At 57.4% G+C, this 23,214-nt stretch carries 19 protein-coding genes and 6 pseudogenes; 8 read left to right on the top strand and 17 right to left on the bottom strand.

What is annotated here, in order from left to right; all coding sequences use genetic code 11:
• The 5 genes from Q5Y75_RS16790 to Q5Y75_RS16770 form a co-directional block, all read right to left on the bottom strand.
• Positions 1-1,011, bottom strand: a complete 1,011-nt coding sequence (locus Q5Y75_RS16790) for a branched-chain amino acid ABC transporter permease (protein ID WP_306199537.1) — start codon at positions 1,009-1,011, stop codon at positions 1-3.
• 183 nt (positions 1,012-1,194) lie between these two features.
• A complete protein-coding gene (locus Q5Y75_RS16785; RefSeq protein ID WP_306199535.1) occupies positions 1,195-2,022 on the bottom strand; it encodes a helix-turn-helix transcriptional regulator in 828 nt (275 codons plus the stop codon).
• Positions 2,023-2,178: 156 nt separating this feature from the next.
• A complete protein-coding gene (locus Q5Y75_RS16780) occupies positions 2,179-3,609 on the bottom strand; it encodes an aldehyde dehydrogenase family protein (protein ID WP_306199533.1) in 1,431 nt (476 codons plus the stop codon).
• Positions 3,610-3,624: 15 nt separating this feature from the next.
• A complete protein-coding gene (locus Q5Y75_RS16775) occupies positions 3,625-4,755 on the bottom strand; it encodes an iron-containing alcohol dehydrogenase (RefSeq protein WP_306199532.1) in 1,131 nt (376 codons plus the stop codon).
• A gap of 93 nt (positions 4,756-4,848) precedes the next feature.
• A complete protein-coding gene (locus tag Q5Y75_RS16770; protein ID WP_306199529.1) occupies positions 4,849-6,099 on the bottom strand; it encodes an ABC transporter substrate-binding protein in 1,251 nt (416 codons plus the stop codon).
• Between the two features lie 647 nt (positions 6,100-6,746).
• Between Q5Y75_RS16770 and Q5Y75_RS16765 the strand changes: the two genes are divergently transcribed.
• Positions 6,747-7,223 (top strand): nuclear transport factor 2 family protein, encoded by a 477-nt coding sequence (locus tag Q5Y75_RS16765; RefSeq protein ID WP_306199527.1) that lies wholly within the window; start codon positions 6,747-6,749, stop codon positions 7,221-7,223.
• Positions 7,224-7,536: 313 nt separating this feature from the next.
• A pseudogene (locus Q5Y75_RS16760) lies at positions 7,537-7,752 on the top strand (IS6 family transposase); the annotation flags it as partial.
• A gap of 135 nt (positions 7,753-7,887) precedes the next feature.
• Here Q5Y75_RS16760 and Q5Y75_RS16755 read toward each other — a convergent pair.
• Complete coding sequence (locus Q5Y75_RS16755) at positions 7,888-8,970, bottom strand: class I SAM-dependent methyltransferase (RefSeq protein ID WP_306199525.1); 1,083 nt, start codon at positions 8,968-8,970, stop codon at positions 7,888-7,890.
• A gap of 484 nt (positions 8,971-9,454) precedes the next feature.
• On the opposite strand from Q5Y75_RS16755, the gene Q5Y75_RS16750 reads away from it, so the two are divergent.
• The 3 genes and pseudogenes from Q5Y75_RS16750 to Q5Y75_RS28650 all read left to right on the top strand — a co-directional run.
• The gene (locus Q5Y75_RS16750) at positions 9,455-9,832 is read left to right on the top strand and encodes a class I SAM-dependent methyltransferase (RefSeq protein WP_306199523.1); all 378 of its coding nucleotides are present in this window, start codon (positions 9,455-9,457) and stop codon (positions 9,830-9,832) included.
• Between the two features lie 123 nt (positions 9,833-9,955).
• A complete protein-coding gene (locus Q5Y75_RS16745; RefSeq protein ID WP_306199521.1) occupies positions 9,956-10,294 on the top strand; it encodes a hypothetical protein in 339 nt (112 codons plus the stop codon).
• Positions 10,295-10,700: 406 nt separating this feature from the next.
• Positions 10,701-10,820, top strand: a pseudogene (locus Q5Y75_RS28650) (IS110 family transposase); the annotation flags it as partial.
• 3 nt (positions 10,821-10,823) lie between these two features.
• Here Q5Y75_RS28650 and Q5Y75_RS16735 read toward each other — a convergent pair.
• Positions 10,824-11,222 (bottom strand): annotated as a pseudogene (locus Q5Y75_RS16735) (integrase core domain-containing protein); the annotation flags it as partial.
• A gap of 12 nt (positions 11,223-11,234) precedes the next feature.
• Positions 11,235-11,525 (bottom strand): IS3 family transposase, encoded by a 291-nt coding sequence (locus tag Q5Y75_RS16730; protein ID WP_306199520.1) that lies wholly within the window; start codon positions 11,523-11,525, stop codon positions 11,235-11,237.
• A gap of 97 nt (positions 11,526-11,622) precedes the next feature.
• Between Q5Y75_RS16730 and Q5Y75_RS16725 the strand changes: the two are divergent.
• Positions 11,623-11,982, top strand: a pseudogene (locus Q5Y75_RS16725) (transposase); the annotation flags it as partial.
• A 390-nt stretch (positions 11,983-12,372) separates the two neighbouring features.
• On the opposite strand, the gene Q5Y75_RS16720 reads toward Q5Y75_RS16725, so the two are convergent.
• From Q5Y75_RS16720 to Q5Y75_RS16685, 8 genes are all read right to left on the bottom strand, one after another.
• On the bottom strand, positions 12,373-13,437 hold the full coding sequence (locus Q5Y75_RS16720) for a glycosyltransferase family 4 protein (RefSeq protein ID WP_306199519.1): 1,065 nt from the start codon (positions 13,435-13,437) through the stop codon (positions 12,373-12,375).
• The gene (locus Q5Y75_RS16715) at positions 13,434-14,966 is read right to left on the bottom strand and encodes an ABC transporter permease (protein ID WP_306199517.1); all 1,533 of its coding nucleotides are present in this window, start codon (positions 14,964-14,966) and stop codon (positions 13,434-13,436) included. Before Q5Y75_RS16715 ends, Q5Y75_RS16720 begins: the two co-directional genes overlap by 4 nt.
• Complete coding sequence (locus Q5Y75_RS16710) at positions 14,963-15,709, bottom strand: ABC transporter ATP-binding protein (protein ID WP_306199516.1); 747 nt, start codon at positions 15,707-15,709, stop codon at positions 14,963-14,965. Before Q5Y75_RS16710 ends, Q5Y75_RS16715 begins: the two co-directional genes overlap by 4 nt.
• 23 nt (positions 15,710-15,732) lie before the next feature.
• Positions 15,733-16,722: an ABC transporter substrate-binding protein gene (locus Q5Y75_RS16705; RefSeq protein WP_306199514.1), complete on the bottom strand. Its 990-nt coding sequence runs from the start codon at positions 16,720-16,722 to the stop codon at positions 15,733-15,735.
• Positions 16,719-17,624, bottom strand: a complete 906-nt coding sequence (locus tag Q5Y75_RS16700; protein ID WP_306199512.1) for a lysylphosphatidylglycerol synthase transmembrane domain-containing protein — start codon at positions 17,622-17,624, stop codon at positions 16,719-16,721. The genes Q5Y75_RS16705 and Q5Y75_RS16700 overlap by 4 nt, the downstream gene beginning before the upstream one ends.
• Positions 17,621-19,234, bottom strand: a complete 1,614-nt coding sequence (locus Q5Y75_RS16695; protein ID WP_306199510.1) for a sulfatase-like hydrolase/transferase — start codon at positions 19,232-19,234, stop codon at positions 17,621-17,623. The genes Q5Y75_RS16700 and Q5Y75_RS16695 overlap by 4 nt, the downstream gene beginning before the upstream one ends.
• Entirely contained in the window at positions 19,231-19,953 is a 723-nt protein-coding gene (locus Q5Y75_RS16690) for a CDP-alcohol phosphatidyltransferase family protein (RefSeq protein WP_306199508.1), read from the bottom strand. The genes Q5Y75_RS16695 and Q5Y75_RS16690 overlap by 4 nt, the downstream gene beginning before the upstream one ends.
• 93 nt (positions 19,954-20,046) lie before the next feature.
• Entirely contained in the window at positions 20,047-20,778 is a 732-nt protein-coding gene (locus tag Q5Y75_RS16685) for an endonuclease/exonuclease/phosphatase family protein (RefSeq protein WP_306199506.1), read from the bottom strand.
• A 126-nt stretch (positions 20,779-20,904) separates the two neighbouring features.
• Here Q5Y75_RS16685 and Q5Y75_RS16680 point away from each other — a divergent pair, with 126 nt between their 5' ends.
• The gene (locus Q5Y75_RS16680) at positions 20,905-21,492 is read left to right on the top strand and encodes a YceI family protein (protein WP_306199504.1); all 588 of its coding nucleotides are present in this window, start codon (positions 20,905-20,907) and stop codon (positions 21,490-21,492) included.
• 51 nt (positions 21,493-21,543) lie between these two features.
• On the opposite strand, the pseudogene tnpA reads toward Q5Y75_RS16680, so the two are convergent.
• Positions 21,544-21,753, bottom strand: a pseudogene (tnpA, locus tag Q5Y75_RS16675) (IS200/IS605 family transposase); the annotation flags it as partial.
• Between the two features lie 511 nt (positions 21,754-22,264).
• On the opposite strand from tnpA, the pseudogene Q5Y75_RS16670 reads away from it, so the two are divergent.
• Positions 22,265-22,741, top strand: a pseudogene (locus tag Q5Y75_RS16670) (transposase); the annotation flags it as partial.
• Positions 22,742-23,214 lie beyond the last annotated feature (473 nt).

The following is a 23,214-nucleotide window of genomic DNA, read 5'->3' as shown; positions in this document are numbered from 1 at the left end:
TCAGCTTCTCCCCATCAGGCCTTGGGGGCGAAAGGCAAGCACGACCACCATGATGAGGAATGTCAGGACGACGGCATATGTCGGAAAGTAGACCGAGCCAAATTGCTCGGCGAGGCCGATCAGCAGAGCACCAATCGCAGCGCCAGAGATCGAGCCCATGCCGCCAACAATCACAACCACGAGTGAAGCCAGCAGAAACCGCACGTCTTCACCCGGCGCAACCGATTGAAACGTGCCGCCAACTACGCCAGCGACGCCTGCAAGCCCTGCTCCAAAAGCGAAGACCGCGACAAAGACCAATTGAATGCGCGCACCGGTGGCCGACAGCATGTCGCGATCATCCACGCCCGCACGGATCAGCATTCCGATCCGGGTGCGGTTGAGCAGCAACCACATGCCGACACCAACTACAATCGAGGCTGCAAAGATCACGATGCGCACAAAGGGGTACTTCAGATAGACCAACTCGCCTGATCGTTTGACCGAGGTCACAAAGAAGGTGCTCATCGGGCCGCTCAGCCAATCTGGTGGCGTGATGTTGTAGAAGTCGCCACCCCAGGCCCAGAGCATCAGATCCGCCATTACGATCGAAATGCCGATCGTGACCAGCGTCTGACGCAGATCCTGCCCCTCCATCCGGCGGAACACAAAAATCTGCAACAGCACGCCCAATGCTCCGACAACGATGAACGCCACTGGAAAGGCCAAAAGCCAGAACCCAGTGATTTCGGCGGTCATGAAACCGATATAACCGCCCAGCAAATAAAGAGATCCATGCGCCAGATTCACATTGCGCATCAGGCCGAAAATCAGGGTAAAGCCGCTGGCAACCAGAAAGTAGAGGCCTCCCAGTGTTATGCCGTTGAACAAGGCGTTCAAAAATACTTTCTTGCGACCGATAAGGTCCTTCAGCCAATCGGGCCAGACCGCAAAGATCATCCACAATAGGATCGCTGCAACCACAAACAGAACGATTGACCAGATCGGATGTCTGTCAACGAATTGCCTCATCGCGCCACCGGCACGTGCAGTTCCACATCGTCTGCACAGCAGTAAGTTGCCATTCCTGGTGCCCTCCCAGCGGATGTCCGGATCGTATTTGCCCGGTTTCATCCTTTAAGAAGGCTAGAAGAGCGGTCAGCGAATCGGCATACCCCTCAGTCTCCTCACTTCACCCCGCATCGGAAAACGCGGTCACGTTTTGTGGGCCACCCGTCGATACTCACTTGGCGGGATGCCGACATTGGATGCAAAGAACCGGGTAAAGCTGGCTTGCGACGAAAAGCCCAGATCATGACCGATATCAGTTACAGTTTTCTCGGTCGTCAAGAGCTCGGAGATTGCGTGTTCCGCGCGAAGTGTATTTAGAAACAGGTTCGGTGTGATACCCATCTGCCTTTTGAACAGCTTAAAGAAATGCGGGCGCGACAGGCCGACCTTCCGGGCAAGGTCATCCATCTGCATTTCTTCGGCAAAATTCTCTTGCATCAGGCGCAAGCTACGGCGAACACGAAAGTCACTGAATCGGGATTTCAGGCGCACAAGCGGCGTACTACTTTTGCTTCTCGCCCAGCTTTGATCATAGCAGATACGTGTCATTTCAAACAGATACCCGTCCATCGCCTCCGTATCTTCTGGTTCAAGCAACAGCGAGGTAAGCCGCAAAATCCAGAGCCTGATCTCGTCGTTCACCTTTACGACCGGATGACCAAAATCCAGTACGCCTTGCGCGGTTTTGCAGTTTTCAAGAAACCACATTGGCTTGATATACATCACCAGGCACAAGCACGGATTGTCACAGGCTACGCCGTCGAAATTATGCGGTTCCCAAGGGCTGACAGCCGCAGCATGGGCGTCGTCTATCCGCATCAAGGTGTCGCCCACCTGGACCTTGGCCCTGCTCCCATCGACGTAAAAAATCAGGTGGCCTTCACGATGTGCATGGGTGACGAACGGACGATCCAATTCATAAAGGGCCGCCCTCCCAAACGCACCATGGTGAACCGCAACGGCTTCACTCATGCTATCTCCTCCCAAAGATAACGAGGCATGGCTCTTTCGGCACATGCGCCCGTGGGAAGCGATTATCGGAAACGAAGTCGTCAAAAAGCAAGACTCCGGCCCCAATAAAGAGACTGTCGGTTATGTATGCATTAATTTCGGTATCGTTCTCGTGCCCTAGGCGAGCGTGTACGCGGTCTTCACCGTGGTGAAGAATTCGCGCGCGTAACTGCCCTGTTCACGAGCCCCGTAAGAAGAGCTTTTGGTGCCACCAAACGGGACGTGATAGTCGACCCCTGCCGTTGGCAGATTGACCATGACCATACCAGCCTGAGCGTTGCGCTTGAAATGCGTGGCATGTTTCAGCGATGTCGTGCAAATGCCTGATGACAAACCAAATTCGGTGTCGTTTGCCACGTGAAGAGCTTCGTCGTAATCCTTTACTCTGATCACGGAGGCGACCGGCCCGAACACCTCTTCCCGATTGATCCGCATGTCGTTGGTTGTGTCAGTTATCAATGCCGGTTGAATGAAGTGACCTTTGGTATCCCGTTCAACCAGACCGCCACCCGCACGCAGATTTCCGCCCTGTGAAATACCGATCTGGATGTAATCGAGATCTTGTTTGAGTTGTGTCTCATCCACCACCGGACCGATCTGAGTATCTTCCCGCAGCGCGTGTCCGACCTGCAAATTGCGGGTGCGTTCGGCCAATTCCTCGACGAAACGGTTGTGAATACCCTCAGTCACGATCAGGCGAGACGAAGCAGTACAGCGCTGGCCGGTGGAATAAAACGCTCCGTTCAGGGCACAATCCAGCGCTACTTCCAGGTCCGTATCATCCAGCACCACCAATGGGTTTTTGCCGCCCATTTCCAGTTGGAATTTACGCATTTGCGCGATGCAGGCATTGGCAACGTGATGACCGGTAGCAACCGAGCCGGTAAAGGTAATCGCGTCAATGTCAGGGCTGTCCAACATGGCTTGGCCCACCACCCGTCCGGGACCAATGACCAGATTGAAGACACCTGCCGGAACGCCAGCACGATCGAGAATTTCGGCCAGTGCCCAGGAACAGCCGGGCACCAGCTCCGCCGGTTTGAACACTACTGTGTTGCCGTAACAAAGCGCCGGAGCAATCTTCCATGCGGGTATCGCGATGGGGAAGTTCCAAGGCGCAATGATGCCCACCACGCCCACTGGCTCGCGCGTAACATCGACACCAACGCTAGGGCGAACGGACGGGAGCGTTTCTCCAGCCAAGCGCAAGGCCTCGCCTGCGAAGAAGTCAAAGATTTGCGCCGCGCGCACGGTTTCACCGATCCCCTCTGGCAGGGTTTTGCCCTCTTCACGCGCCAGCAATTCTCCCAATTCCGCCTTTCGGGCCAGTATTTCGTCCGATGTGGCCTTCAGGATATCGTGGCGTTGTTGGGGCGTGGAATGCGCCCAGTTTGGGAGCGCCCGTTTGGCTGCATCTGTCGCGGCCTGCGTTTCCGCGACACCGGCCTCGGCATAAACATCCACAACATCGCCCAAATCAGATGGGTTGATGTTTTCGATGCTGGCGCTCGTCGTGATCCACTCGCCGTCGATGAGTAGGGGTTTCATGGATGTCTCCGGTGACTAGTAGATGGAATTCAGGATCTTGAGGATATCTGCGGCTGCAAGATGGCATGGGCTGTTGGCCATGGCGCGGTGTCGTGACGCTCGCTCCGCGCATTCGCCGACATGTTCAGCAGTTATTCCCATTTCGGACAATCGAGAGGGAAATGGAAAACCTTCGAAGGCTGAGGCGATGGTGTCCACCACATCGCCTGCGCGCGCTACCCCAAGGGCTTTTCCCAAGGGCAAACAAGCGGCCGGATCAATCCTATTGTACGCACACAGGATTTCCGGCAGCAGCAAGCCCTTAATCGCGCCTTTGTCCAGCGGAAGTTGCGAGGTCGCGCAGAGGGAACTGGTGATCGCGTGGGCAAGCCCCAATCCCTTCAACTGGACCATAGCAGCGTTCATACAGGCCGCCATCAACTCGCGGCAGATTTCGAGATCGGCTGTGTCTGAAACGGATTGCAGTGCCTGCAAGCCGCGGGTCAGGCCATCAAGAGCAATGCCATGTGCGGGCGGGTTGTAGTTGGGCGAAAGCAGTGCCTCGACACATAAGGTCACCGCGCTGATCCCGGCGCTTGCCTGTACCTCAATCGGATCCTGAAGTGCGATGGTCGGATCGCCTATCGTAACCGTCGGCAGCAGGCTGCGACTGGCTATGTCGATCATTGCGCCTTCGTTCAAAAAGACAGAAAGCAAGCCGTTGAATCCCGTTGAAAAGCCTTGCAGAGCAGGGACAGCGATCAGATCAGGCAGGGTGCACTTGATACCTACGGCGCCACCTAATGAGTCGGCAAACTTGGCTAAGGGCCGATCATGGCTCACAAGAATGCGCACCGCTTTGGCCAGATTGATGCAGTACCCACGCCCGTAAGCTAGTATCAGACCACAGTTTTCGTTTTCATAAAATGCCGCGACCTGCTGCGCTTCGGCCTCGGTCGGGACCGTGCCACTGGTACGAAACTCACTGATGCGCAACCCTTGCGGCAGACCCGCACGGATGCGCTCGCCCAATTCACCTTCGTGGCTTTCGTCGTTGGAAAGAAGACACAGTCTCGTGGCACGCCGCTGATCCAGTTCGGCCCATAATGCATCTTCCAGAATGTTATCGGCAAAATGCACCCGGTTCAGGTAGTCGATCAGAGCCAATGACTGTCCCTCCCCGGGATTGAGGTGTGCATGAGGATAGTTAAAAGCAGAGGGTCCGGGCCAACCAAGGCTCGAACCCAGATTCAAATCTGCTCAATATGACTTCTTGCAGACCGGAACGTCGCGACTGGGCAGCCCGATCGATGCAAATTTCTCGGGTTCGATGCCGAGAGTTTGGTTCACGTCATCGACCTTTTTGACCAGCTTGTTGGCCAGTGTCCCATCATCCAGTTCGACAACTTCGGTGACAAAGTTCGACCCGATTGCCTGCCGGTTTTGATCCAGCTTGATCGTCCCATTGGGCGCTTCAAGCGTCAGGTCGGTTAGGCAACTGCGGAAAGCCGCCTGACCATCGCTCAGATCGCCCTCCACCTGTTCAAGGCAGGACATCGCCGCAGTGGTCGCGTTGTAGTACCCGGTCGCTAGTAGCGATGGGCTGGGAAAACGCTGATCCGGCGGGAAGGTGTCTTGATAGGATTTTACATAGGTCTGCCACTTCTCGTCGTCCCATGTATCTGCTTGCGGACCTGATGAAGGGACGCCAATCAGCGCGTCTTTTGCCGACCCTTTTGACGAAAGAACGGTGCCATCCACCATGATCGACCCGCCGATCAGGTTCGCTTCACCACCAGCCTGCTGATACTGGTTCAGGAAGTTGACGGCATCGCCGCCGCCAAGGCCAAGATAGATCGCATCCACATCGTCCGGCAATGCCGCGATGATTGAACCAAAGTCTTTGGTTCCCAGCGGAACCCAAAAGCGCTCTGTAATCTCACCACCTGCAGCGCAATATTCCAGCGCAAAGCCAAAGACCTGCGTGTAGATAAAGGAATAGTCCTCACCCACCGTGGCGACGGTTTCATAGCCTTTTTCGTTAAAGACATAGTCACCCAGACCGGTCGACCACTGCGCGCCATCCGTATTGAAGCGGAAGAAATTGTCCGATGGGGTCACATAGGTCGTTTCCTGTGCGCCGGAAATCCCGTTCAAGAAGGTGACACCGGGTTGCGTCTTGGAATAGTCCCGGATTGCGATGCCTTCCGAGCCTGACAGCGGCCCGATCACAATTTCAACGCCATCCTGTTCCACCAGCTTGCGCGCCGCTCGAACCGCGCTGTCAGGGCTGGCATCGGTCGAGCCGATCACCAGTTCGATCTCGCGCCCTCCAGCGGTGTCTTTCCACTCCGCCAGTGCTGTTTTCAAGCCGCGAACGCCATCTTCGCCAAGAACCGTATATGTGCCTTCGAGCGTTGCGAGGACGCCGACCTTAAGCGGTTCAGCTTGGGCAGCCCCGGCAGCCAAGAGCGCGGCCACGGATATAGATGTCAGGTAGTTAAATCGCATATTTTCCTCCCAGCGACATTTTAGTTGGCCTCAAGCGCGGAACACGCGCAGCGGACCGTTCAAGCCTGCGCCACGCTTCAAGGATTCCCCGTCACAGAGAGTGACGTGATGTAACCTCCGGTCTGTTTTTCTGGGCAAAGATGATTTCCACCCCCAAAATCCACCAGAGAGGAGTGCAGGGGATGTACATCCACCAGAGCAGTCCCCGGGCCGCAGATGATCAAGCGTTGCCCGGGTGCCTAGTCAGCGCACAAAAGGCATCCTTGAGGACGACGTATCAAACATGCCGGCGGCGAATCTGTTGCAAGGTTTCTTGTTGGTTGGTTAGATCGCGGCGAATTGTCGAACTCTTACGTCGCGTCCTGGCTTCGGTAAGATCACGGTAACCTCCTTCATCGCCGCAATTTAAGATCATGACAACGTTCGGAATTCACGTTCGGTTGGGTTAACACTTCGACGCGACCGTGTTGCATAGATCGGGATAGAAACAAGTTGGTGGATGCTGCACTTTGAACGAATGCTTGCTTCCTCCGCGAGCGACGCCATCGCTGAATAATGAGACCTGAGGTGATATACGGCAATCTACAGTGCTTGTCGTTGGAGGCGTTCATGTTTTGGTAAACTCATGAGTAAAATGGGAGGAAACCATGAAATTGACTGCACTTGGGTCGGCTGCTCTAGTTGTGGCTTTGGGCACATCTGTTTTGGCTGACGGTCACACAAAAGAACTGCCGCCGCTGGTTATGCAGCCAAACGCAGAGCGGGTGACGTTCGAACACATTGACGCATTGAATGCATGCGACTGGGGCCGCCTTATGGCACAGTACCCAGAAGAAGTCTTGATCATTCTCCCAAACGGCGTTTGGGTTGAGGGACGTTCCGCCATTGGCGACGTGTTCGCTGGGTTTTGCACGCCCCGCGAAGATGGAGGCTTTATCGGAGCGACCTTCATTGCTGAGAAAGTGAAGACCATTGGCGACACCGTGAATGTGTCCTGGCGTGTTGAAGCAGATTGGCTCGAAGAACCCTACAAAGGTGCGGATGCTTACGTAACTCGCGATGGTCTAATGTACGTACAGGTCACTACATTTGATCCGGCCGACATGAAATTAAAAGCTGAGTAATTCGGCCAAATCGACCGAGGCCGGTCTCCGGGCTCGGCCGGACCAACCCAATTGCGGGCCTTTGATCCTTTCCAACTTCGCACCAAAAGGTTGTGATGGAATGGACATCCTCTGATCTTTCATCTGGTCGGTTTTTGGAATGGAAGCCATCGGGAGGTTAGCAATATGGCGGAGTTGGAGCTTGTCGGTTCTGTCTCAAACTTTGGTCGGCCTGTTGCGTCTTCGCCCGGTTTAATCAAGCTGGTGCTTGGTCTGTAATACTATTTGGGACTGCCCGATGATCGATTTCAAAGACGCGCGCTAGCCAAAGTCGGTGATCCTATACGCGGTCTACTTCTATGTGCGCTACGGTGTCTCATACCGCGATCTGTAAGAGATCATGGCGGAACGCGGCGTATCGGTTGACTATGCAACACTGAACCGCTGGGTCGTGAAGTGTTCACCCTTTGCCGCTCGCGCGGCGCAGAAAAGGAAGACCAGCGCCGCTGAATCCTGGCGTATGGATGAGACCTATCTCAAGGTTCGCGGTGAATGAGTGTAACTCTATCGTGCTGTATGGCAAGAAAACGCATTTTGACACTCCTATATCAAGAAGGGCTGAACGAATTGGTTAGATAAGTGTTGCGAAAGAGTAAGTTCAAAGCAGAGCGGCATCGATATCCCTTCATTGTTTTCTAAGCTCAATCGTCAACAACCAAATTTCAAAGGCGTATTTGCCTTCTCCGTCTTTGATGAACGCTTCAAAACGGTCGTAAAACTCGTTCAGAAGAGTTTCGGCCGAATGAGCAGATTCACCGCATAACAAAGATTGCCTGAATGTGGATTCGGTAAAGGAACGAACAAAACCCTTGTAGCTTGCCGCGTAGTCTTGTGGTGCTTTGATTTTGTCTGAGAAGATGTCTTCCGGGTTTTGCAGAGCCGGAGCAACCTCCGCTCTTTCCAGCACAAAGCCATCTTCCAATTCCTTGTTGCGTTGAAATGGTTCAAGCGCCTCTTCCCTGGACATAAACCAGATTGGGATAACGAAGTCCCGAAGCGCGTGCTCTGATATCAATCCGTCACTCACCATCGTTTCGGCGACCTTGTACATCGCGCGATAGGTATGTCGACCAGAGCTGCAAATTCCGTTGACTTCGCTCTCATCCGGGATGGCACCCAGCGTCGAGACCATAAGCCTGCCGCCGCTCCGTAACTCCCGAAGTCGCAAAGCCAAAAAGGTTTCCCAATCTCGCTGCGCTTGCCTTTTCAGCGTCAAGCGAGCTTCACCCTGCAAATCTGCGAACCAAAGCGTGCCTGCTGAAGAGATAACGGGCTGTTTGCTGAGCCAATGGCTTGCACCAAACGAAGTTCCAACGTCAATGGAAGATGCCGGTGCGACCATCGAGAAAAAACTACCCACACTTGCGACAGGGCGAACACCTGCAGAGATGTTAGCGTAGCCGTCTTGGCCAGCAGCACAGTCGAATAAAGTATTCCAATCGTTTTCCGCTTGGTCGACGTGGTGGACGTAGATGGAGCGATCTGGATAGCGGTCTGCAAAGGATTTTACCGCAGGATTAACAGACAATATCGCATTCGACCCAGTCCCACATCCATAGTCAGCAATGTGAATGTCGTCTGATGAGGCCAAAACCTTGTCGGCCATCTCCCGAACGTCGTCTGCGCGGGATTGAATCGAATGCTTCTGCGGGAGGGAATTTCCTGCATAATCTATCATTCCCTCAGTTGGACTGCTCTTATCATTCATTCAATCCTCCAGTTGTAGTTGGGTTGGCAGCTAGAGCGCATAGTTTACACAGAGCACCGCCCAAAATCGAAGAATAACTGGGCCAAGAACGGCGTCTTACGGTCGTTGGCTAAGTACCCGATATATGGAACTGGGCTCACGGCGGACATCGGAGCTTGCGCAACATCTTGTCGGCAGATCCATCTCCATCTCACTGAGTTCCAACGGCCCATTCCGGTCACTCGACACTTTACCTAAATGCTGCAATTGCAACCCTCTTTGCTGGCCTTCGCTGCACATACCCACTCGGAAGTAACGTGAACTCAAACAGCGCAGGACAAATCGACACTCGACCCGCTATAAAGAAGGGTCGGATTCAACACTTGCTTTAGCGAATGTGTTTCTTTCCGTCATTGCACGCGCGGTGAACTTGGTCTGTTGGATATGTGTCCTGACCCCGGATAGAGTCCAAGCCAGTTTTACTGCCATGATCTAGGACAGAAAAATGATGACCCAGAAGAGCGAAACAATTACCTATCTGCTGGGTAGCGAGGCTGGCACTCTTCTACGCTATCGACTGTTCAACGAGGTCTATTTGCCGGGAACAAAGCGATGCCTCTCCGACTTTCCGACAAACCCGGATATGGAAATCTTGGAGATAGGCTGCGGCATTGGCGATACCGCCTGCTACTTTGCGGAAGCCCTTGTCCCGGATGGCCATGTGACAGCTTTCGACCAATCTCCAGACCTTATCGAAATTGCCAATCGTCGTGCCGCCGAACTGGACTTAAAAAATGTCACGTTTGTTTGCGCCAAGGTTCAGGATTTTCCCTTCCCATCAGATCGGTATGACTTTGCCCACACGCGTTACGTCCTATCCTAACTATCTGATGCAGGCGACATTCTGCGCAAAACTCTCAACGCTTTGAAACCTTCAGGCATCTTTCTGGGAGAGGAGATTGCTCAAATCTACATCAGGCACGGTCGAACGGAATGGTACGAACAGATGTCATCTTGGTTTGCGAGGCTGATCGAGGTCGGCGGAGGCGACGCAAATTACGGCGTCAGTCAACTGGCGACGGATATGCTGGACGCTGGTTTCGCAGACATTCAGGCATCAGCCTATTGGCCACTCGAGGGCCAGCAGAAAGTCGTCAATATGCTTCAAATTGCCCTTTCAAATGAGATGAAGCAAAACCTCATTGATTTGGAAATTGCGACTGAGAAGGAGATAGACGAGATCGTTTTCGAGCTTGCAAGACCCGTTAGGGACTATGTCATCAGCGCCTCGATGGCTGCGCAGGTCATGGGACGAAAGCCGGACTCAGAGCTCGCAGCAAAATGAGTGCGAGCCGCCACGTCTTTGTGTTCGGGCGGAGACGTCGAATCCCGGACAATCGCAATGGAATACGTTTCCTGCTTGGCGCCGGGCGACCACGGTCGGTCGATGCCGCCACTGCCCACCCAGGCTCGAGATCAACCCAAATGGGCACAATGAAGTGTCAAAATTGGTTCTGAAAAGCAGTATCGGTTAGAATAGGCTCACATCTCACCTCTGTGAATCCTCGACATCTTGCCAACAAACCGGCATTCATCGTAGTGAGGACGGCCCAGAGCTGACATCCAGCAGCCAACCGAAATGCTGCGGTCGCAGCCCACAAAGCCGATGGGGTGGATGGCTCCTGCTCCAACCGGCGTCGCAATGCGCCATAGTGCAGGTAGCAAAATCTGCTTATGAGAGGAGCCACCCCATGCAAGTTACAACAATCGGCGTTGATCTGGCGAAGAACGTGTTTCAGGTCCACGGAATTGGCGAGGATGAAAGTGTCATCTTCAACAAGCCACTGCGGCGCACGCAAGTTTTGCCATTCTGTTTAGCCCCCATGTTCTGGGCCATTTCGGACTAGAGTTTCGGGGACTGGTGGGCGCATGTTGAGGGCCTGATGGGGTCGGGTGTGGTTGTATTGCCTGAGCCAACAATTGATCACGATCTGTGCCTGCTTGGTCGTTGTGAACCATTCGGAATTGAGAACCTCGCGGCGGAGCGTTCCGTTGAACCTCTCGTTGTATCCGTTCTCCCAGGGAGAGCCCGGGTAGATCCGGATCGGGTTCACACCGACCTTTTCGAGCCAACTCTGGGTTGCCCGCGAAGAGAACTCTGGGCCGTTATCGCTTCGAACGAAATCAGGCTTTCCGTGGCGCAGGAACAGCCCATAGAGAACCTCCAGCACATCTTCAGAGCCCATGCGGGTCCGAACTTCCACTGCAAGCGCCTGGCGGGTGTATTAATCCAGAACCGTGAGCATCTTGTAGCTCCGCCCATTGCTCAGCTTGTCGTGAACGAAATCGACGCTCCAGACATGGTTGGGATGCGTCGGTCGGAGCCGAATGATCGAGCTGTCCTTGTGGTAGAGGCGACGCTTCTTCTTGTGCCGCTGCGGGAGCTGCAGACCTTCCTCCCGCCATAGCCTTTCTACCTTCTTGTGGTTGACACGCCAGCCCTCGACCCGAAGCAGCTGCGCCACTTTACCTGACGTCGCCAACGCGGTGATCTGTAATCTATCTGAGCAGCTCATGGCGCTCCACACTAGGATCCGTTGGTATGAAGAGCGCTTGAAGCAGGTCGCTAAGGAGGACGAGCGGGTGCGGTTGTTACGAACCATCCCAGGCGTCGGGGCGGTCACAGCCTCCGCCATCATCGCCAGTATCGGAGACGGGCATCAGTTCAGGAATGGCCGCGAGTTTGCTGCGTAGTTGGGGCTGACACCGGCGAACAAGTCCAGCGGCGGCAAGGAGAAGCTTGGGCGGATCACCAAGATGGGAGACCAGTATATCAGACAACTGCTTGTTGTCGGGATGAAGTCGCTGGTCAGACAAACCCGATCACACCCTGAACGCGCCAGCAAATGGCTAACGTTTCTGCTCGAACGCAAACCAGCGCGCGTCGCGACGGTCGCTATGGCCAACAAGACGGCCCGGATCGTTTGGGCCGTTCTCAAACGCAACACACCTTACAACCCATATATGGCCTGATGAGAGAATAAACACGAGTTAGCAAGACCAGCGAAATGATGGTGCATAAGTCAGCCGCTAAAACCAGGACACCCCGCCGAATGTCTCGGGCGTTACAGCTCGCTAAGCCGTTAGGGACCTGGTTTGCGGAACCCATTAGGGCCCGCGGTCGACACCGCGCAAACAGGCCGGACCCACGACTGTTTCTGACAAACGCACAAATCAACTCAAAAAAGTCTTGCTATGCAGGAGCCATCCACACAAGACATTCGCCGCAGCGGCAAATGGCGTCTTTGACAACGGCGATTGAATGAGTTGACCGCCGTGCATTTCCGAATAAAAAGCTGTGTTCTTTAGCCTCGGCAGTAACATCTTCTTTGTCAGATGTCCTCGTAAGTGGAGCAGCCCACTCTACGACAATTTCGTGGCCACGCCTGCGCGGCGTATCCTCTCAATCGTTGATAAAAACAACTGAGCCGTGTCTCGCCATCGGGGCAGCGTGCCAGACCGTCGGGCTGATAATTGAGAGAGTCTTTCTGCCGCGCGCGGGTTCTGGATGATCCGCCGCAAGGCATCTGCCAACGCATTGGGATTGTCGGGTGGAACAAGGATCGCTGCCTTGCCAACCGTTGTTGGTACGGCTCCGACGCGGCAAGAGACGATTGGCAGCGCGTACATCATCGCTTCGCTCAACACCATGCCGTAGCCCTCGTAGCGCGTGGCCAAGGCAAACACCGATGCCGCGTTGAAACGGGCCGTGAGGGCGTCAGTCTCGATCTCACCCGAGAAAGTTACCCGTTCGTCGATGTCCAGCGCGCGGGCTTGCTCGTGTAAGGCGGCGGCATAGTCTGGGTCGTGTGCTCTGCCGACGATTTCGGCCCGCCAGCGCAGCGCGCTGAGTTGTCCCAAAGCGCTGAGTAAGACATCGTGGCCTTTGCGTGGTGCCAATAGCCCGACCGAAAGAATCAGCGGCGGGTCAGCGGGCTGACGGTTAACAACCGGCCTGTCAAAACCGGGCGGCGCGACGGTGATCCGGTGTGCATCAGCGCCGAAGTCGCGGCACAGAACACGCGCTGTTTCAGGGCTTGGAACAAGAATGTGATCGACGTGGCACAAAGCGGCGGCTTCGTTTTGCAGCAAAAAGGCTGAACGCGCTTTGGGCAGTCCGGTTTCAAGTCCAAGGGGATGGTGGATCATCGCGATGACTGGCGCGCGGACCCTGGCGAGACCCTCGGGATCAATTGCGCCGAAGACAAGACCATCTAGAATGATCGGCTGATCCGACGGAACAGAACACAATGCATCCAGCGCCTTTGCCATATCCGCTGTTGTCGGATCGGGAAAGCTGTCGGGCAATTGCAGGTGCATCGTTGTGCAGCCCATCTCGTTCAGTTCACGCAGCACGCGGGCTTCGTAGATGAAACCTCCGGTGCGGCGATCCTTATCTCCGGGAATGGCGAAAACGGCTTGGGTCATGAGAGCTGCTCGCTGGCATAAACGCGCAGAACCGCTCGCTCCAACGCTGCAACGGCGGAATAGACGGCCATGGCCACAACCGCGAGGATGGCGACGCAGGACCACAGCATGTTGTAGTTGGATGTGCTTGCGGTCATGGCCATCAGAACGCCGACCCCCTTGCCGGTGGCAAGCCATTCCACCGTGGTGACTGCCAGCAAAGCCGCTGGAACCGCCATGCGGGCCGAGGCGAAGAGGGCCGGCAGCATCGCTGGGAATTGCGCCGCGCGCAGCAGGTGCCAGCGACCGGCATCATAGCTTCTGAAAAGGTCGACAATCTGACCGGGCGTCTGACGCAGACCCTGATGGCAGGCGACAAATGTAGGGAAGAAGATCATCACGGCAACGACGACCGTTGTCCCGATCAGACCGCGCCCGAAGGCGAGCACCAGCAGAGGGGCTGTCGTGATGATCGGCACGGCGCGCAGGGCAACAGCGACGGGCATTGCCGCTCGGTTCAATGCAGGCCACAAAACCAGCATTGCGGCCAGCCCGGCACCCAGGGCGAGGCCTGCAAGGTATCCGGGCGCGGCAAAAGACATAGTTTCAGCTAAGGCCGACAGAAGCGTGTTCCGGTTTGCTGCATCCGTCAGGAAGATCCATACATCGCCGGGGCGTTTCGCAAAATAGCGGTTGAGGTCGAACGCGTCCATCGACAGCTGCCACAGGATCAGCACAAGGGCGATGATGAACCCTATCTCGCTCACACGCATGCAGGCGCTCCGGTGTGTGGGTGCTGCAGGCGCGGATAACAAAATGACCGGCCTGTATCCAACCAAACGCCGGCCAAGCCAACCCATCAAGCCATAGGCGGCCATCGCGATCATCGCCGAAAAAAACGCAAGCGCCCAAGTGGCATCCGTATCCAGCCCCCGCATGGCGCGCAAGGTCAGCACACCCAGCCCGCGTTCTGCGCCCGTGAATTCGCCGATCATAGCGCCTAGGAATGCGGCGGGCGCGCTAATCTGTAGGCCAACAAAGAGATAGGGCAGACTGGCCCGCGCCCGTACACGGATAAGGGTCGATACCGGCCCCCGATCATAGATACGCATCAGATCCGTCCACGATTGCGACACCGCGCGCAAGCCGACAAGCAGCGCAAGCAGGGTCGTATAGTACACTGCCAGAGCGGCGAGCGTGATCTGCGGCCCTGAACCGGGTCCGAACAACACACGCAGGATGGGGCCGCTCGCGATCAGCGGCACGCAAAACACAAGCAGGGAAAGGGCAGACAGCGTCCGCTCGCTCCGGGGAAAGACGATGATCGTCGTGCCCAGTATCACCGCCACAAGGTTCCCCCAGACAAAGCCCCATGCAGCGTTGACAGAGGTTTCCAACGTGGCACGGGCCAGCAACGCGGCATTGTTTGACACATATCCCGCAATTGCCGACGGGCTGCTGATCAGCAGGTTGTCTGGTGCCACGCGCAAAGCACATTCCCACACTGCCAGAACAGCTACCATCCACAGCAGGGGGCGCAGCATGGTCATGCGCACTCCTCCAATGCCGCAAAGACCCGCCGCGACAAGGCGGCGAATTTGTCCGTCTGAGCAAGGGTGTTCTCGCGCGGGCCGCTCAGATCTACGGGTATGTCCGCCACGAGGCGGGCAGGACGCGGTGACAGAACCAACACGCGATCGGACAAGAGCACCGCCTCCTGTACCGAATGTGTGACCAGCACGACAGTCGCACCCCGGGACCGCCAAAGAGGCGGCAGTTCTTCGTTCAGCCGTCGGCGCGTCATCGCATCAACCGCGCCGAAAGGTTCGTCCAGTAACAAAACCTCGGGTGCCGAGATCAGGCTGCGCGCAATTGCAGCGCGCTGGCGCATACCGCCAGAAAGCTCTGCGGGGCGGTGATCTGCAAAGCTACTGAGCCCTACAAGATCGATCAACGCGTCGACATCGCCCGCCGGCTTGCGCGCCAACTCGGCGCCAAGCGCGATGTTTGCACGCACGCTGCGCCAGGGCAGCAGCGACGGATCCTGAAAAGCCATGGCCAATGCGCCCCGTTTGGCCAGGGTCTTGGGCGGGTCACCCCCCAGCGCGACCGTCCCGCCATCAGGCGTGTCGAGCCCGGCAATGATCCGCAATATGGTGGACTTTCCGCACCCCGAGGGACCCACGAGGGCCGTGGTGTGCCCTGCGGCGAGCGTCACAGAAAACGGCGCAACCACCTCCGTTGCGCCAAATCGTTTGGTGATGTTATCGCAATGAATGTCCACGCAGGCCATGCCGCAGCAATCCTCGCGCTGGGTCAGCCATGCACCTCTTCCAGGATCGAACGATCCCAGAGGTCCGCCGACACCTCGCGCCCGAGCAAGGCCAGTGTTTCGATGTTCGCCGCCACCGTGTCCTCGGTGAACCAACCAAAGCCTTTTTCGGCTGTCAGATCCGAGAACATCAGCGGGACTTGCCGCGCCGCCTGCAGCTTCTGCGTCTGCGGGTCAAGACCCGCATCGGGGAACATCTCGACTGTCAGCGCCGCAGCAGCATCCGTGTCGGCCAGATAGTCATTCCAACCCCTCACCTCACCTCTAAGCAGCGCAACCAGATCGGCACGCCGGTTGGCGAGAGCGTCCTCGGTCGCGATATAGGTTTGGGAATGAAGGGCATAGCCGTGATCCGCCATAAGCATGGTCGTGTTGTCGACCCCCTGCACCGTCATCGCAACGGGCAGATCCGTTTCCCAGCAGAGCAGGCAATCAACCTGCCCGCTGACCAGCGGGGCGGGGTCGTATTGTGTCGGCACGATCTCAATATCGTTGATATCGACATTGTTCAGCGTGCACAGCGCATCCAACACCGGAGTATTGGCGACCGCCATGCCAATCCGCCTGCCCACAAGATCGGCGGGCGAGTTCACCGGGTTGTCCGCCAGCGATGCGATGGCGAAGGGGTTCTTCTGCATGGCCACGGCGATGATCTTAAACGGAGCACCTTCGGCGACGGCAGCAGCGGTATAGTCGGCGGCAGAGATTCCGACCAGCGCCGCGCCAGAGACCACCGGCGGCTCTACCGGAGCGTTGGGCCCGCCCTGACTGAGCGAGACATCAAGGTTCTGATCTGTCCAGTATCCCTTTTGCACCGCGATATAGCTGCCGCCGAATTGTACTGAATGCAGCCACGAAAGCTGAAAATTGACCGATGTGGCCGCGAAAGCGGGCACGCCTGCAGCCGTGGTGGCCACTCCCGCAGCGCTGGTTTGCAAAAAGAAGCGGCGTGTAAGATGAACTGGCTGGGTCATGGTAAGTCTGGTTTCCCCTTGGTTGAGAGGTTTTCGGAAAAGCTCTGGGCGAACAGGATGGCAGCGGCGGGCAGTGCCGCGATGAAGAGCACAACACCATAGGTGATCCCGGTTGCGATGCCCGCGCTAGCGGGCGCGCCGATGATCGGAAAGAGCGCCGCAGCGGCCCCTTCACGCCAACCCCAGCCACCGACCGATAGCGGGACCATCATCGCGCACAGAACCAGCGGGATCAGTGTCGCCCAGGTCTCGGCCGGGAGGACGGTGCCAGTCGCGCGCGCGCAGGCATAGAAGCCGAAGATCAGGCACAGCGTTGTGATTGTACCATGGAAAAGAAAGACAGGTCGGTGGATCAGCCCGAGGATCATCTGGACAAAGCGCCCTGTCGCATGATCGCGCCGTGAAACGGCCCATACCACCAAAGCGCATCCTGTAAGTACCGCCAACACTATCCAGCCCAACCCAGCCCAGTCAGGCCCACTGGGCATTAAGAGCGCCATGGCAAAGCCCGCGAACATTAGCCCGAGAATGGCGATCTGGCCAAGCAGCCGTTCGGCCATCACAGACTGCGCGGCGCTGACCAAGTCCGCCGTGCCGCGGGCCCGGACCGCACGCGCCACATCACCTGCCACGCCGCCCGGCAGAACCGTGTTGATCAACTGTGCGAGATAGTATTCGCGCAGGGCAAACGCATAGCTGAACTGCATGCCGAATGTGTCGGCGGTGATTTTCCAGCGGCTTGCCATCGAGAAGGTGGCAGCCGTGACGGCCAGCAGGGACAATGCGATCCAGCTGATATCTGCGCCGCGCAGCCGCGCCAGCACCTCTGCCGCATCGGTCCACCATAGCAACGCGGCCAGGCAGCCAACAGAAACCAAAAGCTTGATCACGCGGGTCTTCATTGGCTTACCACATTTGAAACCCGCGCATGTGTGAACGCGTCGAGAAAGTCATTCCGGAAACTGTCCATGCGCCGCACCGGACCGTCGGCGGCTGGAACGAGCCCATCGGTCCAGCCCCAGTGGTCAATCAGGCCTAGCAGGCCGGGGGGGCCAATCATATGCGCGGCGATATCCTTGTTGTCGCTGCCTGCCACAAAGCCTGCAGGCTGGTGATCGCCCATGACGATCACCAGCGGCGCATCATCGCCAAGGCGCGCCACATGCGAGAACGTGGCCCGCAACGTGTAATCGACCGACTGGCGATAAGCATCGCGCACGGCGCCCCGATCCCGCCAGAGGTCCTTTGGTGTGGGTCCGCGATCTGCCATTTCGTTGAAAATCGTTCCGTCTCCGATCTCCTCCCACGGGACCATATCGGGGATCGGTGTCCAGGGCGCATGCGAAGAGATCAGAGCAATTTGCACGAAATCAGGGCGCGCGTCGGTGGGCAGAAGTGCTGGGTAGGTGGCCAGCGTGAACTGGTCGGGCATCGTGACCCAGCGAAAGCGCGCGCCCCTATATGGGATATCCGCTGCAGGGATAATCTTATCAAAGCCCATAACACGGCTTTCCGGCCATGCCATCGTGATCGCCGGCATGATCGCGGTTGTGCGATAGCCCGCATCCTGAGCGAAGTGAAACAGCCACTTGTGGTCGCTGGCCAGCATTGCGTTGTAGCGCCCGTTATCCGATGTCCAAAGCCCGCTGGCTAACGTTCCATGCGCGAGCCAGCTCTGACCGCCCGAGGTGGGTGAGGTCAGCCAACCGCTTTTCATCGCCATGCCTGACCACGCGATCTCGGCCTCGGCCTCGCGCAGTGTTTCCAGATGAGTCGGCGCATAGAGCGGATTGTCAAAACTGGCCCGTCCATAGCTTTCGATCCAGATCAGTAGAACGTCCCGCCCTTCAAGCGCGTTCAAAAAGCCTGTGGTGTCAGCGTAGGGATCGCCCTGCGCCTCGGCGGTAAATCGGGCGAGTTCGGTGGCGGTCTGTTCTACCTCGATCCCGCGTTTGAGCGTCAGGCGTGTGGTCCACGCGCTGCCCGGCGGGCTTTTGTCAAAGCGCCAGTATTCCAGGTGGTGCCCCACATCCGCTGCCGCCCAGCCTGCCCCCATGACCGCCAGCACCGCCGCCGATGCGCGCAACGGTCGGGGGGGCGCGAGGCTGGCCCAGACGCGCAGACTGCGCTCAAGCGCCAGGAAGAGGAGAACAAGCAGTCCCGCAGTGCCGATAACCGCCAGCACGGTCAGCACGCCCCCGATGCTATCGCGCAGCAGGGACAGGCCCGCCCCTATCAGGAAGGTATCGAGGACAAGATTGAACGTCCGGTCAAAGGCGCTGAACATCGCGAAGTCGGCGACTTTGATGACAACGGCCACCAGCAGCAAAAGCGCGAAGATGTAACTCGCGCCCCAGCGCCGCCCAATGGCCACCATCCCCAGCAGTAGCAGCGGCAGTTCCAGCGGCCAGCGCTTCAGTGTATTCCACCCCATAGCGTCGGGATGGTTCGGCAGGACAAGAACGGCAAAGATCAGCCCCGCCGCCATCGCAAGTGCCGCGACGCGTCTCATGCAGCGCGCCTTGCGAGCCAAAAGATGTCCACCAAGAACGACCAACTCAGCAACAGGGTTGTGATCACAATGACTGGGGTGACGGCAGCCTGAGGCGTCAGAGGAAAGATCAACATGATCAGCGTCGCGATCTGAATCACACAGATCGTCTTGCGGCGGAAGGATTGCGGAAGGGGCGCTTGCAATGCTGGCCAGACGAAAGATGCGCCGACAAAGGCGTAGCGCATGAAGCCGAGGATCAGGATTTCAGGTCCGGTGGTTCCGCTGGTCAGAAGCCACAAGGAGATGGCCGCACCCAAAGCGGCATCCGTCTCCATATCGAACCGCCCACCGAAATCTGACACGAGGCCAGCCCGCCGGGCCAGCCAGCCATCAGCGCCGTCCAGCGCAAAGGCCACACTTGCCACGCCAAACACCACCCAGACGGATACGCTAGGCGAAACAAGAGCTCCGGCCAGAAAAGCGACCATGGTCATGCGCATCAGAGTAATAGCGTTGCACGCGCCCAGAACCGGGTGTGGATAGCTGACCGCCATAGCATAGCCCACCAGAGTCACGGCGCCGACGAACACCAGAAGGGGCACCACAGCCGCGCCGAGTGTTAGATGCGCCGCCAGCGCCAGCACCGCGCCCAGAACAGCGGCAACACCCAGCAAATCGACCAGCGGTTTGCGGGTCTCAGGCGTCTGCGCGACAAGGTGTGGTGCATTGCGAAACATGTGCATTTTCACTCAATTCTTTTTCTAACCTAGCTCACTACGCGGCGTTCGACACCTCGGATAGCCCATGGCCAACCGGGCTATGCAACCATATCACGGAACTGTGACCGTCGCCGCCAGCGGCAGATGATCGGAGGCGCGGGCCACCTCGGCCGATGCCACGGCGCGCAGCTGCCTAACCTCGCCCGGCGCGTCGGTCAGGATACGATCCAGCGGCAAGATCGGTCGCGTGCTGGGAAAGCTGCGGCAAACAGGACCGCGGAGCGCTGTGCCTAACAGCCTGCGATTGAGCATCAGCCCGCCCCAGGGTCGCCATTCGTTCAGGTCTCCCAGCAGGATGGTTTGCATGGGAGGGCGTCGGCGCAGATACTGCCCAATGACCCTCATCTGAATGATGCGCAATGGCTGCGACAGGGACAGATGCGTGCTGATGAGCCGTACCGGGCGTTTATCGGAGGTTACCTCGAAAGACACTGCGCCACGATGACAATGGCCCGGCAGATCGATCACATCGGCCTGCATGCGTCGCAGCGACGGTGAAATAAACAGGATGGTTCCCAAAAATCCGTCGCTATCGGGCCCCCATCGTAGAGCGGGATCGTCGATGTATGTGAGCTTCGTGCGCGCGGCTATCTCGCGCACATCAAGGATACCTGCGTGAGGCGGGCGCTCCTCGTCGGCCTCCTGCAGGGCAAGAACATCCAAATCCAGAGGCGTCAGCGCATGATCCATTGCCTCTACAACCCGCCCGGGATCGACGCGGCCATCGCTTCCCTTTGCACGGTGGACGTTCCAAGTTGCGCATCTCAACTGCTCAGCCGGCATCCGTTCAAACCTGCCTTGTTTCCTAGGCGCCCTATATGACACGATACAGAAGTTTAATCACAAACACCCTAAAGCGGTGTTTTCGACCGCCCAGGCTCTGGGCGCGCGCGGAACAGGATAGATGACATGATGCGTACCCTCCTCGCCACGATGGCTTTCTTCGCCACCTTCACCGCAACCGCGCAGGCCGACATGGCGCGCTATAAGCTCGATCCCGAACACACTGCCATCTACTTCACCGTGGATCATATTGGCTTCGCCAAGACGCTCGGTATCTTCACCGATCTTGACGGCAGCTTCATGTATGACGTCGACACCCAGGAACTGGGCGATGTCGCTGTGACAATTAATGCAGCCTCGGTCAATACGTTCAACGAAGCGCGCGACGGACATGTGCGCAACCGCGATTTCCTGAATACTGCGGAACATCCCCAAATCACATTCGTCGCGAGTGGCGGCACACCGGTCAGCGATATGTCGGGCACGGTCACCGGCGATCTGACGATCCTCGGCGTGACGCGACCCGTGACACTTGACGTGACGCTGAACAAGGTCGCGGACTACCCGTTCGGCCACCAGCACCAGGTTCTGGGCCTTTCGATGACCGCTACGATCCAACGTAGCGACTTCGGCATGACCTATGCCGTGGCAAACGAACTGGTGGGGGATGAAGTCAGTATCAACATCGAGACTGAGGCGATGAAAACAGATTGATCACGGCTAGGGCCAACAACGTAAATATGGTGCAGACTATTCGGAACATAACCGACGGCCCCAATAGCACCTGCGCAACGCGGGAAACTCCCTTTGCACCTTATGAGACGAACGGCCCTTCATCCTGCGCACCAGATCCGAGACGGCGGTCTTCGGCGGCACCGATACGAACATATGGACATGGTCTGATGACAGCAGCCGGCGCAGGATGTCGGCCTCATTCTCGCGGCAGACCTGGCGAAGGATGTCCCGCACCCGCAGGCGCAACGCCCCGGTTGGCGGCTCGGTAGATGCCGCGTGCCTTAGCGCATGCGGCTATCAATGTCTCAGGAGCCGAGCATATTGGATAGCGTTTGGGCTCTGATGGAATGGACATCCCCTGATCTTTCATCTGGTAGGTTTTTGGATGGAAAGGCCTTGTTGCAGGGACCAGCGAACAAGCACAGATCGCCATTACCCATGCAGTTGCTCAGCCGACACGCTCGAACTTAGCGCGGCCAAGTTCGGTCATTCCGTTGAGAGCTTGCACCGAGCGCGTTGCCCAAATTGTTTCCGATGCGTCGCTGGTCCTTCGGATTGACTGCGGGATGCTGGGATGCCTTTCAAATTCAAAGCGTCGCGGCGGGATAAGTTTGCGAAGGCAAAATACCGTGTGAAGAACTGGGCCGAATGCAACGAAGCGCCCCGCCAGCGTGGTAACATGACGGTCTGGTTTGGCGAGAACGCGGTATCTGGATGGTGCGTAACGCGTTCAGACTAGCGTGGCGGTCAGCAGCAACAATCCGATCTGGCGATCAAGATGCGTCTTACCTTGCGAGTGGTGTTCGGCCTGCCCTTTCGGCAGACTCGGGGCTTTGCGCGCAGTCTGCTGCAGCTCATGGAACTGGATCTCCCCGTGCCGGATTACTCGACGCTCTGCCGACGTGCGCAAACACTTCTGATCGCGCCTGACATCCGCATGGCCGGTGGCCCGATCACGCTGGTTGTGGACAGCACCGGGTTGCGTGTCCGCGGTGGCCGCGACTGGATGCGGGAGAAGCGTGGGCTGCCAAAGGCTTGCAGTACATGGCGAAAACTGCATATCGGATTCAACCCGGAGAGCGGCGAGATCGTCGCGTCACGCCTAACAACCGAGCATGTCGGAGATCCCGGCGCATTGCCTGATCTTCTTGCCGAGGTGGCCGGTCCTGTTCACCGTTTCATCGCAGACGGTGCTTATGACGGTACACCAACCGCCGCAACGATCTGACAGGCTTTCGGTACGGATGTCGAGCTGATCATTCCGCCTCCGAAGAACGCCGTTCCCGGGGAGTGCGCCGCCCGCAACGCCCATATCGACATGATCGCCAAGGGCGCTCGTATTGCTAGCAGAAGGCCACTGGCTATGGCCAAAGATCGCGCGGCGAAGCCCAGATTGGGCTTTACAAACAAGTCAATGGATCAGAGCTGCACAGCCGAAAATTGGAGACCCAGACAACCGAAACCAAGGTCGCTGTCAAAGCTCTCGACCGCATGACTCATCTCGGTCGTGAGACCTATGAACGAATCGCCTAACGAACCGGGGAAAGGGGCAAATGCGGCCCAAGCGCTATGCGTGCAACGCGGTCCGTTCACTGCAGGCGCAAAACGCTGCTGGCTGCGACCGCGTTATTTATGACAGCAAAAATCCAGCTTGCGCTACCCGCCCGGCTTCTTTTGCCTCGCCACTGCAAAGTGCTCATC

The sequence above is a fragment of the Ruegeria discodermiae genome, assembly GCF_030758345.1.
In the GTDB taxonomy this organism is placed as follows: domain Bacteria; phylum Pseudomonadota; class Alphaproteobacteria; order Rhodobacterales; family Rhodobacteraceae; genus Ruegeria_C.
This window is presented reverse-complemented; position numbering and strand designations above follow the sequence as displayed.

Bases quoted from the DNA above. Each gene is read 5' to 3' on its own strand.
- Q5Y75_RS16790 (WP_306199537.1), bottom strand. From the start codon at position 1,011: ATGAGGCAATTCGTTGACAGACATCCGATCTGGTCAATCGTTCTGTTT.
- Q5Y75_RS16785 (WP_306199535.1), bottom strand. From the start codon at position 2,022: ATGAGTGAAGCCGTTGCGGTTCACCATGGTGCGTTTGGGAGGGCGGCC.
- Q5Y75_RS16780 (WP_306199533.1), bottom strand. From the start codon at position 3,609: ATGAAACCCCTACTCATCGACGGCGAGTGGATCACGACGAGCGCCAGC.
- Q5Y75_RS16770 (WP_306199529.1), bottom strand. From the start codon at position 6,099: ATGCGATTTAACTACCTGACATCTATATCCGTGGCCGCGCTCTTGGCT.
- Q5Y75_RS16765 (WP_306199527.1), top strand. From the start codon at position 6,747: ATGAAATTGACTGCACTTGGGTCGGCTGCTCTAGTTGTGGCTTTGGGC.
- Q5Y75_RS16755 (WP_306199525.1), bottom strand. From the start codon at position 8,970: ATGAATGATAAGAGCAGTCCAACTGAGGGAATGATAGATTATGCAGGA.
- Q5Y75_RS16750 (WP_306199523.1), top strand. From the start codon at position 9,455: ATGATGACCCAGAAGAGCGAAACAATTACCTATCTGCTGGGTAGCGAG.
- Q5Y75_RS16745 (WP_306199521.1), top strand. From the start codon at position 9,956: ATGTCATCTTGGTTTGCGAGGCTGATCGAGGTCGGCGGAGGCGACGCA.
- Q5Y75_RS16730 (WP_306199520.1), bottom strand. From the start codon at position 11,525: ATGAGCTGCTCAGATAGATTACAGATCACCGCGTTGGCGACGTCAGGT.
- Q5Y75_RS16720 (WP_306199519.1), bottom strand. From the start codon at position 13,437: ATGACCCAAGCCGTTTTCGCCATTCCCGGAGATAAGGATCGCCGCACC.
- Q5Y75_RS16715 (WP_306199517.1), bottom strand. From the start codon at position 14,966: ATGACCATGCTGCGCCCCCTGCTGTGGATGGTAGCTGTTCTGGCAGTG.
- Q5Y75_RS16710 (WP_306199516.1), bottom strand. From the start codon at position 15,709: ATGGCCTGCGTGGACATTCATTGCGATAACATCACCAAACGATTTGGC.
- Q5Y75_RS16705 (WP_306199514.1), bottom strand. From the start codon at position 16,722: ATGACCCAGCCAGTTCATCTTACACGCCGCTTCTTTTTGCAAACCAGC.
- Q5Y75_RS16700 (WP_306199512.1), bottom strand. From the start codon at position 17,624: ATGAAGACCCGCGTGATCAAGCTTTTGGTTTCTGTTGGCTGCCTGGCC.
- Q5Y75_RS16695 (WP_306199510.1), bottom strand. From the start codon at position 19,234: ATGAGACGCGTCGCGGCACTTGCGATGGCGGCGGGGCTGATCTTTGCC.
- Q5Y75_RS16690 (WP_306199508.1), bottom strand. From the start codon at position 19,953: ATGTTTCGCAATGCACCACACCTTGTCGCGCAGACGCCTGAGACCCGC.
- Q5Y75_RS16685 (WP_306199506.1), bottom strand. From the start codon at position 20,778: ATGCCGGCTGAGCAGTTGAGATGCGCAACTTGGAACGTCCACCGTGCA.
- Q5Y75_RS16680 (WP_306199504.1), top strand. From the start codon at position 20,905: ATGATGCGTACCCTCCTCGCCACGATGGCTTTCTTCGCCACCTTCACC.